This is a genomic window from Lysobacter sp. GCM10012299, assembly GCF_042649405.1.
GTDB lineage: Bacteria > Pseudomonadota > Gammaproteobacteria > Xanthomonadales > Xanthomonadaceae > Lysobacter_J.
Map to the genome: position 1 here is coordinate 140,820 of NZ_JBHRZC010000003.1, position 15,953 is coordinate 156,772.

The 15,953-nt window shown below is 62.0% G+C and carries 11 protein-coding genes; 4 read left to right on the forward strand and 7 right to left on the reverse strand.

The window, feature by feature from the left end:
* Positions 1-133: 133 nt before the first annotated feature.
* On the forward strand, positions 134-1,339 hold the full coding sequence (locus tag ACFOPO_RS08660) for a tetratricopeptide repeat protein (RefSeq protein WP_386702790.1): 1,206 nt from the start codon (positions 134-136) through the stop codon (positions 1,337-1,339).
* 1,286 nt (positions 1,340-2,625) lie between these two features.
* On the opposite strand, the gene ACFOPO_RS08665 is transcribed toward ACFOPO_RS08660, so the two are convergent.
* From ACFOPO_RS08665 to ACFOPO_RS08685, 5 genes are all read right to left on the reverse strand, one after another.
* A complete protein-coding gene (locus ACFOPO_RS08665) occupies positions 2,626-3,480 on the reverse strand; it encodes a hypothetical protein (RefSeq protein ID WP_386702791.1) in 855 nt (284 codons plus the stop codon).
* Between the two features lie 706 nt (positions 3,481-4,186).
* Positions 4,187-6,730 (reverse strand): RHS repeat-associated core domain-containing protein, encoded by a 2,544-nt coding sequence (locus tag ACFOPO_RS08670; RefSeq protein ID WP_386702792.1) that lies wholly within the window; start codon positions 6,728-6,730, stop codon positions 4,187-4,189.
* Positions 6,682-10,935, reverse strand: a complete 4,254-nt coding sequence (locus ACFOPO_RS08675; RefSeq protein ID WP_386702793.1) for a DUF6531 domain-containing protein — start codon at positions 10,933-10,935, stop codon at positions 6,682-6,684. Before ACFOPO_RS08675 ends, ACFOPO_RS08670 begins: the two co-directional genes overlap by 49 nt.
* A gap of 450 nt (positions 10,936-11,385) precedes the next feature.
* Complete coding sequence (locus tag ACFOPO_RS08680) at positions 11,386-11,751, reverse strand: hypothetical protein (RefSeq protein WP_386702794.1); 366 nt, start codon at positions 11,749-11,751, stop codon at positions 11,386-11,388.
* Positions 11,752-11,754: 3 nt separating this feature from the next.
* Complete coding sequence (locus tag ACFOPO_RS08685) at positions 11,755-12,321, reverse strand: cyclin-dependent kinase inhibitor 3 family protein (protein ID WP_386702795.1); 567 nt, start codon at positions 12,319-12,321, stop codon at positions 11,755-11,757.
* A 922-nt stretch (positions 12,322-13,243) separates the two neighbouring features.
* Here ACFOPO_RS08685 and ACFOPO_RS08690 point away from each other — a divergent pair.
* On the forward strand, positions 13,244-13,495 hold the full coding sequence (locus ACFOPO_RS08690) for a helix-turn-helix domain-containing protein (RefSeq protein WP_386702796.1): 252 nt from the start codon (positions 13,244-13,246) through the stop codon (positions 13,493-13,495).
* 358 nt (positions 13,496-13,853) lie between these two features.
* Here ACFOPO_RS08690 and ACFOPO_RS08695 read toward each other — a convergent pair whose 3' ends face one another.
* Complete coding sequence (locus ACFOPO_RS08695; protein ID WP_386702797.1) at positions 13,854-14,093, reverse strand: Wadjet anti-phage system protein JetA family protein; 240 nt, start codon at positions 14,091-14,093, stop codon at positions 13,854-13,856.
* Between the two features lie 250 nt (positions 14,094-14,343).
* Positions 14,344-14,616: a hypothetical protein gene (locus ACFOPO_RS08700; RefSeq protein ID WP_386702798.1), complete on the reverse strand. Its 273-nt coding sequence runs from the start codon at positions 14,614-14,616 to the stop codon at positions 14,344-14,346.
* 470 nt (positions 14,617-15,086) lie between these two features.
* Here ACFOPO_RS08700 and ACFOPO_RS08705 point away from each other — a divergent pair, with 470 nt between their 5' ends.
* Together ACFOPO_RS08705 and ACFOPO_RS08710 are read left to right on the forward strand one after the other, a co-directional pair.
* Positions 15,087-15,302: a hypothetical protein gene (locus ACFOPO_RS08705; RefSeq protein ID WP_386702799.1), complete on the forward strand. Its 216-nt coding sequence runs from the start codon at positions 15,087-15,089 to the stop codon at positions 15,300-15,302.
* Between the two features lie 99 nt (positions 15,303-15,401).
* A complete protein-coding gene (locus ACFOPO_RS08710) occupies positions 15,402-15,608 on the forward strand; it encodes a hypothetical protein (RefSeq protein ID WP_386702800.1) in 207 nt (68 codons plus the stop codon).
* Positions 15,609-15,953: the final 345 nt, after the last annotated feature.

The window sequence follows — 15,953 nt, forward strand, 5'->3', positions numbered from 1 at the left end:
ACGCGGAGACGAGATACGGCGCGGAGCGGAAGTCTCGCGGCGCAATGAACCCGCGACTACTCATGCGACAGCGCACCGCCGGGGCTATCATACGCCCACCAGGGCGGTACGGAGGAGGCCCGCGGTGCGAGCAATGGCTTATAGATCACAGGCCGAGTCGTTCGGTCTCAACACTTGTAGGCTGTGTATTGCCCTCACGTTGCTAGTCTCTGGCGGAGCTGCTTTTGCGCAGGATGCACACGAGAAAGCGAAAGCGCTTCTCCAAGTTGGCAACTACATGGGCGCCATCGACCTGCTAGAAGAGTCCCTCAACAAGAATCCGAACGATCTCGAAGCGAGGTATCTTCTGGCGCGCGCGCTGCTCTGGGGAGGGCGGCATCAGGAAGCACTCACCCTGTTCGTCCGTCTTGCCGAGGCCCGGCCGGAGAATAGCGATTATCTACTCGGGCTTGGCCAGGCGCTCTTGGCAACGGGCAGGTATGAAGAGGCCGAAAGAGTGTTGTCGCATGCCCACCATATTGCACCAATGTACAGAGACGTCGAAGCTGCCTTGGAGCAGGCACGAGAGCGACTGGCAGTAAGCAGGCCAGGTAACGGGTCCAGAACAGTTGAGCCGGCCCTGGCCGTGGGCGACGATGTGGGCGTTACCAGTGTGCGACAGAAGGCGGCAGGTCTCTCGGCCACGTATGACGCCCTCACCGGAAGCTACGACCCGTGGCGCGGGTTGCGCGTCGCGTTCTCGAATACCGCACGAGGCCACATCGGCGGTTTCGGCTACTTAGGCATCGACCAGCGCTTCGGCGAAGTAGACTATGGCGTAGCGGTCAGCTTGATATTGCCACTGGGCAATGACTGGGAGCTTCAGCCGGAGTTTGGCGTGGCTTCCGAGGCGGATTTTCTGCCTCACTACTATGTGGACATGAGTGTCCAGCGTACCATCTCCAGAATCTGGCTCGCGAGAGCAAGCATGCGCTCCAGCAACTATCCTGATGCAAGGGTCGATCGATTCGCCATAGAGGCTGATCGGTACGGCGAGCGATGGCGCTCCTCATACATCGTGAATGTAACGCGCTTGGGCGGAGTCGACTCCCTGGGCTACGACATTCGGGTCGCCAGGCCCTACGGCAAGCAAAGCGAGGCTGGGGTGCAGTTTGTGTTTGGTCGGGAAGCTACATTGACGGAGACTGGGCCGGTAACAAGTGACGTCCGATCCTGCTCCGTGTTCGGGCGACACAAGCTAGCGGAAAGTTGGCGGCTCAACTGGACTGTAACGGCGTCCGAACAAGGCGAGTTCTACTCGCGCTACGGAGTTTCGCTTGGCGTAGAACGCTCCTTGTGAACCCCAGGCTCGGCGTGCGGCCCCTACTTCGCTACTTCAAGTCTGGAAGCTGGCTCCGTCAGTGGGCTCATGGAGCGGAGATCCCGAGTGCGGCAATCAATTGGCCGGACTGTCAACGCGATGGTTCTGATATTGCGCCAGCTGTGACGCGAGCGCTTAGGAGCCCGTGGAGAAGTCGGCCGAGGTGCGGACAGGACGGATTGCCTCCGTTGATTGCGACGCGATGGCCACGATCGAAAAGGGGATCGTGGAGAACCAAGGCATCTACCCTCGAAGTTCCGGTCGCCTGTCCATGGCTGATGTGTGTGGGCGCGCTGGCCTCCACCCAGTTACCATGCAAGGCTCCACCCATCGCGGTACGCTAGAACATTCACTCTTGGCTAGAGCGGTTCTCACAACCGAGCACCAAGATGGCCGTATCGAGCAGCCGACATCAGCCCCGCTACGCAAGCATGTTCGACTACTCCTTCCACCATCTCAATCCATGTACCAGCTTGAGATTCCCCGGCGCGATAGCGAGCTGATGGACCTTCGCGCGAAGATTGAATCTCTCGAAGCAGATAACATCTGATTGATGGAGCAAGCTTCTCAAGGTCGAGTGGTGCGTATGCCAAGCGAAAGTAGTCCGCAGGATGGATATCCATGTCTTCATTCTCCCTCGCCTTTGTCTCATTCATTGCGACAATACCGGACTGCGGGGGGGGGCAGCTCCCTTGCCACATGGGCCAGAATGCAGCTCAGGCCGCCACCGGATAGCGCTTACAGGTAGACGACTTCGAACGTTGCGCTGCCGTCGACGGTGATGTCGCCAGAGGTCGGCAGCTGGTTCTGGGGAGCAATTTAATGTTGGTCTGGCAGGCCCCTGAGCAAGTTGCCACTCGAGGTTTGCCACGGAAACGGGCCTGTCGGCCTCAAGCCTTTCTGGTACTGCGAGGACCGAGTACGCGGGTAGGTACGCACGGATCTGGGGCCTGCCGGAGCCGGATGCCGATGGTCCACTCGACTGGCAACCACTCCAGTACCTACGGGTTTAGCCATTTCTGTCGGGGCTTCCCACGGCGAATGGCGAGGGGCTAGCCCCGGTCAGATTCGGATGGCTACGGCCAAAGGCGGACTTGGTTGCGCCATTTCGTCCCCTAGGGCTAGACTCTTTGACTTGCCGGGAGAACGCTTCTGCTTAGCTGGTCGAGCAACCTGGAGAGTCTTATCCTCAGCCTCTCAGCATCCGGCCGTGATCGGAACTGGGCCGCCTACAAGCCAAGACGCCCGCTACGGGCATGCAGCCATCAGCTGCTTTCCAGCGGCGTCAGCAGCCGAGGGCCTTTGCCAATTGGATAGATTCCGTTGGTTACAAATGCATCCGCACCAATGGCGTTATCGTCCGTCCGCAGCTTCCAAGGGATCTGCTCCTTCGATCCGGGAATATAGGCTCGCCATTCACCGTGCTTCGGCCCTTCCTGGTCCGGAGGAACGAAATCGACCGGCACGCGGAGCGACCAGTACGGGGCATCGACCTCAGGCCCGGAAGTGGGTAAATCGAACTGCCAACGACGAGCCGTCTGCACAGCCGTTCGCCCAAGCATCTCACGCCACCTACGCATGCCGCGTTCGTCGTCAACAGCGGTGAGATTAACTTGCTCAGCGATCACCTGTATTGGCTTACCGTTGCGCCCGATCTGTAGCACCAGGTAAACCGTACCGCCGACACCGTAGCGCACGGCCTCCTCCGGGTACTTGGGAGCCGCCAACTTGCCGTTGGTGGTCACAAACTCGCCTTCGCGCTCCTCGCCAAAGCGCGCGCTGGCGATTCGCACTGCGTAATCATCGGCTCCAACTCCTCGGGCCACGAGGCGCAAACTCATTGGTGCACGCGCAGCCACCGTTCGACCGTTCTCCACGATCGGCTCGAAGCGCCAACCTACTATGGCTGCATCAATCAGCCTCACGACACCATCCGGTAGTTCGCCCTTCTGATCGAGGCGATGCGCGCTCACCGAACCATCCGCCTCAATGTTGATGGAACCGGCTACCAACATACTGATTTCAGCCTGTTTACGCACTTCGTCTCGACTCGAAGCCGTGGCCGATAGGGCCCACATCATCAGGGCAACGCCCAACCATCGATGCTTGAACCATTCCATGCTCACTTCCTACACATTGTTTGAATTGAGAAAAGCCGAAAGGACCCGCCCTTCCGCACCATCGAGACGAGCCACTACACTTTGAACAGGCCAGCCAGTTGATTGCCAGCCACAAGTAGTTGGTCCAGCCGCGGAAACGTGTTCGGCCAGCGCGGTTCTGCGCGGCATAGACGAGTCAGAGAACGCCAGTAGCGGTGCGCTTGCCGACGTGCCGGTCCAGCGCATTCGTTGCTTCCCCACCAGCGCGAACCTCAGTTGAGGTTCGCCGCCACCAAGGCTGATGCCATGGCTGCGGCAGCTAAGACACTTAGCATGAGCCATTCGCGCCAGTTGAAATCTGCCCATGGGAACAGCTTCATCTTCCGTCCTGTTCTCTTATAGTGAAAGTGAAGGATGAGATTCCCCCCCACGCCCCAAAGTACGACGAAGAGGGTCAGAAAGATGGTCTGCAGTACGTCGCGATGTAAAGACATTGTTGCCCATCCATATTTGAAGGAACGTCATGCCAAGCCCAACCAGAGAGAGAGAGAGAGAGAGCAAGCATCATCTTGCCGATTTCAAAACTCATCTGAACTGGCTTCCATGGACACGCGTTGACCGTTGGGGGACTCCGTCCGCTGCAGTTTCCGCAGGATCCGGCGCGGAACCCTCCTTTCGGGAGGCAACAGTGCGCGCGCACCTTTCAGGAAGAACTTCACCAACATAGTTATTTGTCTTTGACTGGCACATCTGGCCCCACATTTACCTGACCAGGACCTCGGCCACCACCGCCACCGCAATTTCCATAGCACCCGCCCCCCCCCATGAATCCTCCTCCCCCACCATAGTTGCCGCCGCCACCCTCGCGGCCGCCGCCGTTTGGTCCTGCAGGGTTAGGTGGGCTGGGCTTTTCCTCCCTGGGGATTTCCTGGGTTACGCAATCCCCATCGGTGCATACCGTGGCTACCAGAGGGTTTTTGATCGCCGGTCTCCTAAAGCCTAAAGCGCGCAGAATTGCATTAGGAGACAACGTATAGGTCTTGCCACGGCTGTACGACGCGCCAATTCCAGGGCCAATGCTGATTGCGCCGCCCTGAATTTCACCTTTGTCGTCGATCAGAACGGTCGGCGAGTACTCCACGATATTGGAGTCGAGGCTTTCGCCGTCTCCCTCGATATCGCCAGTTACATGGCCTGCGCCAAGCGCGGCGCCGAAGTTGACTCCCCCTGCAAGAGCGGGTGAGACGAATAATCCTGAGTCCATCGGTGTGTCCCAGTCAATAACCAACCCCCCACTGATCTCAGCACCGATCACAGGAACAAAATCGATCTCGCCGTAGACGAAGGTATCCTGAAGGCCGAGCGGGTCAATGCGCTGCACTGGGTTGCCATTCGCGTATGCGTAGGTTGAGAAACTCACACCTGCCAACCCGATAGGGTCAGGCTGGGTATAGGCACCCAGGCTCGCGTCGTAGCCGTCACGGAAGCCATTGCTCCACAAGCCACTCTCGGCATCGTGGTACTGCCCCGGGAAGCCCAGGTTGAGCCCACCGATTGCATCGGACTTGGTCGCGCGCGCCCATGCCTCGTTGCCAGCACGCCATACGACCTGCTTCGCATTGTTGGTAACTGCCTCCGGTCGGCCCACGTGGTCGGTATGCACGAAGCGTAACTGCTGGTCCGGTTTCACCAGCCCGACCACTTGATTGCCCAGCCAAAGGTAGCTGGTCCAGCCAGCGCCGCCATGCTCGGCCAACAACTGATTCTGGCCGGCGTAGACGAACCGGGTCCGACCCGCGGCCGTGCTCTTGCCAATTCGCTGGCCCAATGCATTGACGGTGTAGTTACTGCTTGCGCCGTTGATGGTCGCGACGCGCATCCGGTTGAACCCGTCATACGTGTAGGTGGCGGTCAGCCCAGGCGCGGTTTCGCCTGTACGGTTGCCCAGCGCGTCGTAACTGTAGCTGTGCGTGCCGCTCGGGTTGTTATAGCCAAAGAGACGGTTGCTGGCTGGATCGACATCGTAGGTGGTCAGCACGCCAGCCTCGAGCCCGTGGGTGCGGTTGCCGTTGGCATCGTAGGACCACTCCGCGCCCTTCGCCGTCTCCTTCGCCAGCCGGCCCAGCACGTCGTACTGGTAATTGCGAGTCTGACCGGCGTCCAGTCCGTTGGTGATCGCGATTATCTCGTCGGCAGCGTTGTGGTCGTAGGTCAGGCTCTGCACTAACGCATTGCCATCCCCGGCGCTGATACCAAACACCCTCCCGTCGGTGTCGAAGTTTACCAGCCGCTCCAAGCCGTTGCCGTAGCTCCAGCCGTTGGCCGGCCCGAACGGTTGATAGGTGAGGTTGCTGGCAACCGTCTGTGAGATGCCGTTGATCGTCGCGGTCATCGTCGCAAGCCGACCGCTGTGGTAGCCGTAGCCGACACTAACGCCACTCGGGTAACTGATGCCGCTCACCCGGCCCAGTCCATCGAAAGCGTACGCGGTCGTGCCGTCGTAACTCTGGCCGGCTTCATCCACACCGCTCACGCGCCGCCGTGTCAGCCACCCTTGGGGGCTGTATGCCTGTGTCACGGTGTTCTTGACCGCGCCGGTCTCGCGCACTTCGGCCACGCACAACCGCCCTTGTCCACCCGTACAGGAGTCATAGCCGAAATTGCGCTCGGCCGAGCCGGCGCGGGCCTGAGTCAACCGCCCGAGACCGTCGTGGGCGTAGGTGGTCACTCCACCATTGTTACGCGTCATCCGCGTTGGCAGCCCTGCCGCGTTGTACTCCACCGTTGTGACGCCGGTGTCCGGGCTCACCTGTTTCCAGGTCTGGCCAAAGCCATCCTTCTCGTATGCTGTGACCTGGCCGCGCGGATCGGTCACGGACACCAGTTGGTTGTTGGCGTCGTAGGCGAATGCACTCGCCACGCCGGACGGATCGATGGATCGAACCACACGACCCAGTGCGTCGTAACTCATCCGCGTCGTGCGGTTGAGTGCATCGGTGACTGCGGTGACGCGGTCCTCGTTGTCGTAGGTGTAGCGGGTGACCTGGCCGGCGTTGCCGTGCTGGGCGACCAGCCGACCCAGATCATCGTACTGGTACCGGATCTCATGCGTGACGCCAGCCATAGCCGGAACCGGCCCTGCCAACGACAACGCGATGCCGACGGCGAGCGTGCTTCTATTGATCATCATGTTCTTGCCTCCAAATCCGTTGGGGCCGCCGGTCAGGGCTCGTAGCAGTTCCTGGTCGGGCAGTTCGTCGGCGGCGTCCACTTCGGCGGATCCGGTGGCGGCTGGGTCGTCGGGTTGCCGCGCACGTCCACCGTGGCCAGGGTCAGGCCGTTCTTCTTCAGGTGGAAGCGGTTGCCAGACGCGCCGATCCACGACGCGGAGGCCGAGCCGCTTTGCGTGTTGCCGTAGAACAGCTGCGCGCCATTGTTGTTGAGGTCGGTGACCCAGATCTCGGCGCCGCCGTGACTGGCGCCCCAACTGATCGACGCGGTACACGTGCTGCCGCCATAGGGGATCGTGCACGGGTTTGGCGACGCGCTGATCCAGCCGTTCATGACCGTGACCGGGACGTACGGCGTGGTGTCGCCGAACCAGGTCACCCCGTCCTGCACCATCTGCCACTCGAAGTTGTGCGTGCCGGGCTGGTCCGGCGCCCGCACCGAGAACGTAATGGCCCGGTCCTGATTTGTGCTCCAGTCGCCGGGGACGGGCACGCGACTCATACCCCAACGGGTGTTGTCGTACGGCCAGCGCGAGCCTAGGTGGAATCCGGCCCAGCTGTTCCAGGTCAGGGCGCCGGTGTTCCGCAGGGCGACCTGCACCTGATACCACTGGCCGGCGACCATCGAACTCGGCACCGACTGCCACAGGAACTGCGCGCCGTGCGGCGTCAGCTGGCCGCGCACATCCACGGTGGCCAGGGTCAGACCGCTGCGCTTGAGGTGAAAGCGCTTGCCCTCGGTCGGGATCCACGACGCAGCGGCACTGCCGCTCTGGGTGTTGCCGACGAACAGCTGCGGCATCGACCCATCCAGATTCGTCACCCATACCTCCGCGCCAGCGTGGCTCGCGCCCCAGCTGATCGTGGCCGAGCAGGTACTGGCGCCAGCGGCGATCGTGCACGGGTTCGGACCGGCGTTGATCCAGCCGGACAGCACCGTCACCGGCACGTTCGGGGTGGTCGGACCGAACCAGGTCACGCCGTCGTGCACCATCTGCCACTGGAAGTTGTAGTTCCCAGCGGTGGTCGGTGCGCGCGCGGTGAAGTTGAAGGTGGCATTCTGATTAGTCGCCACCTGACCCGCGACCGCTACGCGCGAGGCGCCCCAGTTGGTGTTGCTCAGTGGGTTCTGCGAGCCTAGGTGGAAGCCCGACGCATTGGTCCAGGTCGCCGCGCCGGTGTTTTTGACCGTCACATTGGCCGGATACGGCTGCCCGACCAGCATTACCGTCGGCACGCTGTGGCTGACAAACTGCGCCGCGTGCGCGGTCAGCTGACCACGCACGTCGACAGTGGCCAACGTCAGGCCGTCCTTCTTGAGGTGGAATCGATTGCCGCTGGCGGTAATCCAAGAGGCCGGGGCACTGGCGTTCTGGGTGTTGCCGTAGAACAGTTGCGAACCGCTGTTATTGAGGTCGGTAACCCAGACCTCGGCGCCACCGACACTGGCACCCCAGCTGATAGTCGAGGTGCACGTGCTGCCACCACCGGGGATTGCGCACGGGTTAGGCGAGGCGCTGATCCAGCCCGACAGTGTTGTCACGGCCACGATCGGGGTGAGATCGCCGAACCAAGTGCCACCCCCGTCGCGCGCCATCTGCCATTGGAAGGCGTTCGCACCAGTGGCGGGCGCGACTACGTTGAACGTGAACGACGCGACCGCTCCGGGCGCCACGGTGCCTGGCACCGCGACCCGGCTCGTGCCCCAACGGGTGTTGTCGCCGGGGTTCTGGGACCCGAGCCGATAGCCGTTCACCCCGGTCCAGGCCACATTGCCGGTGTTCTTCATTTGCACCGTGACGGCGTAGGTCTTGCCGACCGCCATGGACGCCGGGACAGACTGGCCGATGAACTGGGCGCCGTAGACGGGCGGCTGCACCGTGATCGGGCTCGCGGTGCCGCCGCAACCGGCGGCATTGCACGCGCGCACGCGGTAGGCGAACGTCGTGGCCGCGCTCTTTCCGGTCAACGCAAGGCTCGTCGATGCCGCGTCCTGGGCCAATTTCCAAGCACCACCGTTGACGCTTTCCTCCAGCCGATACGCCGTGGCGCCGCTGACGACACTCCACTGCACGGTGTAGCTACCCGTCTCATTCACTCCGGGTGCGGACAATCCCTGCGGCACGCCGGGAAGCGTTGCCGGCATGTCGACCTGCGCAGCACTTTCCGTCACTGCTGCAGTGACCTGCGAGGCGGCGTTGTGGCTGTATCGGACTTGCTCGAAGGCGCCTTTGCCGTCGGAGCGGAACTGGCGCAGCACGCGACCGGCGGCATCGTAGACCTGCGTGATGGTGACGCCGTCTGGAGTACGCATGCTGGCTAGGCGCCCGAACCCATCATAGGCATAGGTCGTGGGTTGCGCGACGCCATTGACGATGGCCTGAGCCAAGGTGATTCGACCGCGGGCGTCGTAGGTGTATTCGGTCACCGCGCCGTTGGGGCCGGTGATCCGGCCCGGCTGGCCGAGGCCGTTGTAGCTGGCGAACGTTGTGCTCTGGCCCGCACCGTTCCTGACACTAGCCAGGAAGTGGGCGGCATCGTAGGCATAGGTAACTGCATCGACCGAACCGCTCACCGGTCCATCCACGACCTGCGAGATAAGAAGGCCATTGGGCTGGGCGTTGTAGGCATACGCGGTGCGTTGCACCTGCCCGGCGGCGCCGTGCGTGGACAGGTTCTTGGCACTGGCCGTCGCTACGCGGCCGTCGGATGTGTAGGTGTAGGTGGTTTCGCTCTGTCCGACGACGGTTTCCTGGAGCAAACGGTTCTTAGCTTCATCCCAGACAAAGGTCGTGGTTCGCGCGGCGGAGGCGCCGACCGCCTCGACCTTGCGGGTCAGGTGCCCGTGTTCGTCGTAGTCAAAGTCGGTGATGCCGTCTTCGAAGTCGTGAACCAGATTGAGGTAGCCATTGGCGTCGTAAGTGCGTGCGCCAACCTTGCTGCCGCTCTCGATCGATACCAGGCGGCCGTTCTCGAAGCCGTAGACGGTCCGGCGCTCCAGTGGACTGGTCTCGGTCACACGCATCCGCGTGGGATTGACCTGCGTAGACGAGATCGAGGCAACCGCGGCGACCGCGGCGACCGCAAGGGATGCCATGCCATACATGGGAGCGACGCCAATCGCGGCGACCTGATAACAGATCTTGCCGCCGCCGGTCCAGTACACGCAGCCGGCGCGCTCGTCTTCGCCGTTCTGGTCCCGCTGGAAGCCACCGGGCGGTGGTGGCGGTGGCGGTAACGGCACCGGCGTGCTGTCCTCCACCACATAATTGAAGGTGTAGCGCTCCACGCCGCCCGGACCTTCGCTGCGGATCGCACGTGCCTGATCGTCATAAGCAAACGTGGAGGTGCGCACGCCATTGACCGAGGTGCCGGTCAGGGCGCCGGCAAAGCGGCCGTCCTCGTAGTGGTAGTCCACGGTCGTTGCAGGCGCGCCGGGCAACGTCGCGCCCGCCAGCCGTCCGCGTCCCGTGCCAAACACGTCAGGGGTGTAGGCGTACTGGTACACGCTGCCGGCCGGGTCGGTGACCTGCGTTACCTGGCCGTTTGCCCAGGCGAACTGCACGCTGCGGCCGGACGAGTGCGTCACCCGCTGCAGGTAGGTGCCGTTGTAACTGAATGTCCAGGTGACACCCTGCTCGTCACGGCGCTGGATGAGGTAACCGGCGGCGCTGTAGGTCTCGGTGCCGCGCTCTTCGTTGTATAGCGTGTAGCTACCGTCGGCGTTCTGGACCAGATAGGCCACCGGTTGCGCCTTGTCCTCGTTCCAGCGGCCTGCGCCGGCACTGAGAAACTTGATGCGGCGGCCATCGGGGCGCTGCGCCCAAGCCGCGCCATTGGAGAAGGCGAGCGAGTAGTCGAAGTTGCTCAGCCAGTGTTTGCCGAACAGCCCGATGCCGTTCCAGTGATGATTGTAGGTGCGCTGCAGGTACAGCCCCATCGCCTCATCGACGGCAAAATCCTGCTCGGTCGAGGTCTTGTTGCCTGTTGCAACGACGATGCCGTCGCCGCGCACGACGCCGCCACCGCGCTTGCTCTCGTCGCCAGTCGGCTGTTCCACAGCGCCGGGGTTGACGCTGAAACCGGGGTTAGCTGATGCGGCTTGCGAGGCCAACAACGCCACCAAACTTAAACCACAGAGGCAGAAGATCCGAATGAGCAATGCCCGTAATCGCCGCTCCCTTCTGCGGGTCAATGCAAAACCCCAACGAAGGCTTGCGACGTCGCTTCCCATGCTGCGCTTCACAGGTAAATCCCCTTCCGTCGTCCGTGGCCAAGTGCGCATCGGCTGAACAGCGCTCAGCCGGAGTCGAAGCTAGCGACGGTCGAACAGAAGAGATATAGGATTCATCTTGAAGTCGAGGCGAACGTTCGTCAGGCCATTGTCCACCGCTCTTGAGCCTGGACGAGCGCGTTTCCATCCGGAGGTGAGCCTGGGCGTAGGTAGTCAGCCAAGGGTTGACGTGCCGAATGCGCACGCACGGGACGCAAGGTCGTGCCGGTGTCGGCCGGCGTCGCCGCTCTGCTCTAGGCTATGTGGTCACGCGGGCGTGCGAAGCCATCCCGCGAGAAATCTAAGGGAAGCAAGTACATAACAGAGATTTTGCTCGATAACAGCGGCGCTGTTATCGAGCACGCGGGATGTTACGGACGGTGGGCGATCGTGCTACCGCGCGTCCATCCGACCTTGCGTGCCTCATGCCATGTTGAAATGAAGTTCGCAGTAGAACTGCGGCGTGCCACTGGGCTTTCGCTGGAATGTGCGCAGCACAGGGTCAGGAATCATCATTGCCATTCGCCGAGTCTCGGGCTCCGGCGAGCCCAGCTCCGCCACCACCATGCCCGCATGGAAGTACGAGTGCGCGCTTTGCTTGAAAACCTGTTCCGCGTGGAATGGACTGCATCCAACCGCCACCATCACCGTTCGCCCTTCACCGGTGGCGAAGTAGTCACAGAACGCGATGTATCGCTTTTCAGCATCGGCTGCACCGCCTGCGTCCTGCGATCCGCGACCGCGTGTGCGCCGATCGGACGTGGCGCCGTTCTCAGAGGTTGCGTTCACGAACTACCTCGACAGTGATCTGTTCTGGGACCAGTCGCGCAGGAAGTGTTCTTGAGCCGCGGTCTCGACCGCTCCAGGTCTCGCCGTGCGGACCCAATACATCGCCTCTTCGGCGCTGTCCGCTGCCCCGCAATCCAGCAGCAGCATGCACGCCACCGTACCGGCGCGGCCGAGCCCACCTTTGCAATGCACCACCACTCGTTTGCCCGACAACAATTCTCTTACCAACACCGGGCTTAGCGAAGGCCAGGCCTCCAGCAACCGCTCATCGGGCGCAGCCCCGTCAGTGATCGGGAGCCCATGCCATCGCAGGCCGTGCGCGCTAGCACGCACTGGTAGAGCAGTGATGGACAGCTCGGCGAACTCCCAAGGCTCGATCAAGCTGATCAGGCTGGTCGCGCCCCAGTCACGGATTGCAACGAGATCGACATCGAGATCCCGCGCCCACTGACCGGTCATGGCATTGGCCTGATGCTTACCAGGTGCAAACGTCACACCGATGGCTCCACCGCTTGTGCCCACCGGCAATTCGGCGATCCGCAAGGGATGACTGTGACTGATTCGGATCATGGCATGTGCCCTCCGTGTTAGGCAGCGCAATGGTCTTGAGGAAGGCCGACCCAGTAAACCTGCTCCTCTTGAAGTACGACTGTCAGCAAGACATCCAGCAGGATGGGGCGCCGCCACTGCGGGCCCGGCAGGAAGCAATATTCGTGCTTGGGGAGGACGTTGGCGGCCTCTCTTGCGGCTAACCAACGACTCCGGCGGCGCATCTCGTCCAGCAATGCAACCCGTGCCGCGTCATGGTCCATCCCAGTCCGGAGCAACGCCGATGCCGCCCCGCGAGTTCCGGCCCACACGAGGTAGCGCCTGCGAGCCAAGCTGTGCTCGGCCCATTCCTCAGCCATCGTATGAACAATCCGCTCGGCATCCGCTGGATCAAGCGTGTGACGCCGCAACAGGTGGGCCAAGTATGTTTCAACCTCGGCGTCGGCCAAAGACCCCCACAATTCAGACTTTGCGTGAGCGGAGCCCCCATGGGCCGACAACTCCTGTAGCGCGATCAGCAGGACGGCATGTAGCCGAGTGGGATTGCCCCAGTCAACCAGGTAGCACCAAGTCAATGGTTCGTAGAGCGAGCGGCGAACCCTAGTGCTCCCACTTTGGGGAGCATGCAAAAGTCCGACATCCTCAAGCGAGCGGAACAGTTGCTGCGTCAGCGCAGTACTCGTGCTGAGGGGGGCTTGGACGGCCGTCGAGCGCTCAAGCGCGTACCACGCCGCAAGACGCACCAAACCAAGCGACCGCGCATAGTGCGCCAAGTCGCTGTCGGTGGGTAGCAGGGTCGGTTGGGTGCCGGCACATGCCACTCGCACCTTCTCGTAAAGCGGATTGGCGAAGCCTACCAGCCATACGAGCCATAGGCTACACATTTTTCATGTAATCGGTAGGTGGGTCATAGATTCCAAGTCGCCCCGAACTGACGGCGACCATGGCTCCCAAAACCATCTATCGTGTTGATTACCGAGAGCTGATCAAGCGGCTCCGTGATCGCCGCGAGGAACTGGGTTTGTCCCAGAGCGAAATCGCTCGAGCGCTGGGGTGGCCCCAACAGAGGCTATCGGCCGTTGAGGCGGGCGCCCGTCGGCTGGACATTATCGAATTCTTTCAGCTCACTTCAGCACTGGGGCTTACCGCTCAACGCGCTGTCAGGCTAGTCCTTCACGCCCCTAAATCAAAGTAGGGACGCCTTTGATCTGCGGGCGTCGCCGGCTGAAAGTCCTGTCAGCAGGGCGAAGCATCCTGCGACGCAGACCTGACGACTCAGGACCGGAACGCGCTTCTCCCCCAAATGTGAGGCCTTGCCAGCGCCGACCGCATCGGAGCCCGATCACCAAGGACGGCAGAATGGCACAATGGTCCACATTGCCGACAAGCAGTATTCGCGGACGCTCATTGGGGCATGTCCGACGGCACTGGCATTGCCCACAAGGTCAGGCCACGCAGCAGTCATCGCGCTGGCGGCGAGCGAGACTGGCCAGAACCTGCACGACCCGTAGGTCGTTGATGGTCTGGATGGGCAGCTCGGATGCACGAACCTATCAGCTCCCGCCGCGCATCCTCGCGCCCAGCGCCGGCGGGCTGAACTCGATGAAGGCCTGCAAGGCTTCCATAAACCGCGACGCGGCCACAGGCATCGACACGACGGTGAGCAGGCCGGCCCTTTCTTCTAGCAACCACCCCGCTTCGTCGAAACGGAGCAGGTAATTGTGCGCGCGTCCGTTGAGCGAAGTGCTCGGGACGGCCCCATCCTCGAGTTCCCAAGCATCGTCGTTCTCCAACCACTGCTCGAACTACAGCCCCCTCTGCCACAAACGTTGCGCTACGCGTTACGTTGCACGTACAGCAAGAGCCATATTGGTCAGGGACGGATTCTGCAGCCGGATGTCGGAAAGCGTGCGCCATCCAGCACGAGGAGGTTGTCGGTATCCAACACCCGATTGTTTGATCGACGACTTAGAACCGGCAGACGCCCGAGCTCGGCGACGTTGACGGATCGCGGCCCATACGTGCCCAGCCCAATTCGTGCAGTTACTCACCCCGACTAGTTTCCCCACCTCCCGTCACCTCCAAGCCAGCGTGAGTGATCATCTCGACCATCCGCTCGCGTGCATCGTTCACCAGCGCGTGCTCAGCTTCGCTGTAACGGAGGTCAATCCGCAAGGTACCAACGCCCCAAGCGTCGTGACCGCCGTCCAGCGCGGCCACGTTTTCCTTGCGTGGCAATACCTCGACCAGCGAGCTCAGGGCCCATTGGGCCGGTCCTTCACTTCCCGCCAGGCCGCGCTGGATCGCGCCGGTCATCCCGCACCCTCCGGGCCCCACGGATGCATCCCCGAAGTGCCGGAAGCGGGGTACGACGATACCGTGCCCCTTGTTCCACGGAGCCACATTGACCTGTTTCCGGGACGATACCGCGCAGCGATGTGGAGGCGTGATCCAGCAGGTACTTGCCTACTAGGCCGTGACGATCGGCGATGACCCTCCCTCCCCTGCGCATCGGCGAGTTCCGCAGGATGCGCACCTATTCAAGAGTGGACGCCCAGAGCAGAGTCGCGCGACCGCTATTTGTTTCGGAGGGCTGCTGCGTCACGCGCGGTCTATGCAGGCAACGGCACGAACACGGCTATCTTCGACATCGGTCATCAGATGCGACACCACGCAATCTGTTCTGAGCGTGACGTATCCGCTGGACATCGCGTCGACAGGAGCGCGTGCAGCGTGGTGTGCGGTGACCAACCGCTGACCAGAGCCGATCGGTGCGAAGGCTCGCGATGAATCCCCCGACCGCCGACAACGCGCCGCGTCGGCCATTGGCCTTCCACTGCCGCCTTGAAGCGGGCTTCCCAATTGGTCATCGCTTCCTGTTCGACAAAGCAGCTGTCCGGCAGCTGCGGCAGGTCGTCACGCACGCGCATGAAGCGCTCGACGATGCCGTAGTACGGCGCCAGCTCGGCGTGATCGATCGGCCATTAGCCGCCCGGGTCTAGATTCGCGTGGCCCTGGAACTCATGGTCGGAGATCCGTAGCGTCATCTGCTCATCCTGGATGAGCCCAGCTCTGCTCTCGACGCTCAAGCTGAACGCGAAGTGTTCGACCGGATGGCCGAGTTGTCGTTGGGTCGCATGGTGTTGTTCATCTCCCACCGGCTCTCTACTGTTCGATCTGCATCGGAAATTCTGGTGCTAAGGCGTGGAGCCATCATCGAGCAGGGCTCTCATGAAGCGCTGATGGAGCTCAATGGCACGTGCCATCGCCTCTTCACGCTGCAGGTCGAGAGCTACATTGCCCCATGACCGCGATTCTGCCCCGCATTGCTGGCCTTGTTTTGGCGCTGCTCGTGACGGTGATGACCGGTGCTTGCACGCATATTGCGTCCCGCCCCTCGCAACTGTCATGCCTCGACTTGGATTCGGCTGTCGAAGGCTCATGGCGAAGTGCGGAAAATATGTAGCGCTTCACGCGTGTGCCGGCTCACCGTTCCAGAGAACACCGGCATACGCATGCCGTTCAACAAGACGAGGACGATATCGCCCTATCCAAGTCCGGCCAGACCCAAGATGGCTTCGGGGCCTTTGACCATCTGTTGCTGCGAGCCTCCCGGACTGAGGAAGAGAAGCGGACGACAGCGAGCAAGGAAC

What these genes read in the sequence shown, in the direction of transcription:
- ACFOPO_RS08660 (WP_386702790.1), top strand. Translation starts at nt 134, where the DNA reads ATGGCTTATAGATCACAGGCCGAGTCGTTCGGTCTCAACACTTGTAGG.
- ACFOPO_RS08665 (WP_386702791.1), bottom strand. Translation starts at nt 3,480, where the DNA reads ATGGAATGGTTCAAGCATCGATGGTTGGGCGTTGCCCTGATGATGTGG.
- ACFOPO_RS08685 (WP_386702795.1), bottom strand. Translation starts at nt 12,321, where the DNA reads ATGATCCGAATCAGTCACAGTCATCCCTTGCGGATCGCCGAATTGCCG.
- ACFOPO_RS08690 (WP_386702796.1), top strand. Translation starts at nt 13,244, where the DNA reads ATGGCTCCCAAAACCATCTATCGTGTTGATTACCGAGAGCTGATCAAG.
- ACFOPO_RS08700 (WP_386702798.1), bottom strand. Translation starts at nt 14,616, where the DNA reads ATGACCGGCGCGATCCAGCGCGGCCTGGCGGGAAGTGAAGGACCGGCC.
- ACFOPO_RS08705 (WP_386702799.1), top strand. Translation starts at nt 15,087, where the DNA reads ATGAATCCCCCGACCGCCGACAACGCGCCGCGTCGGCCATTGGCCTTC.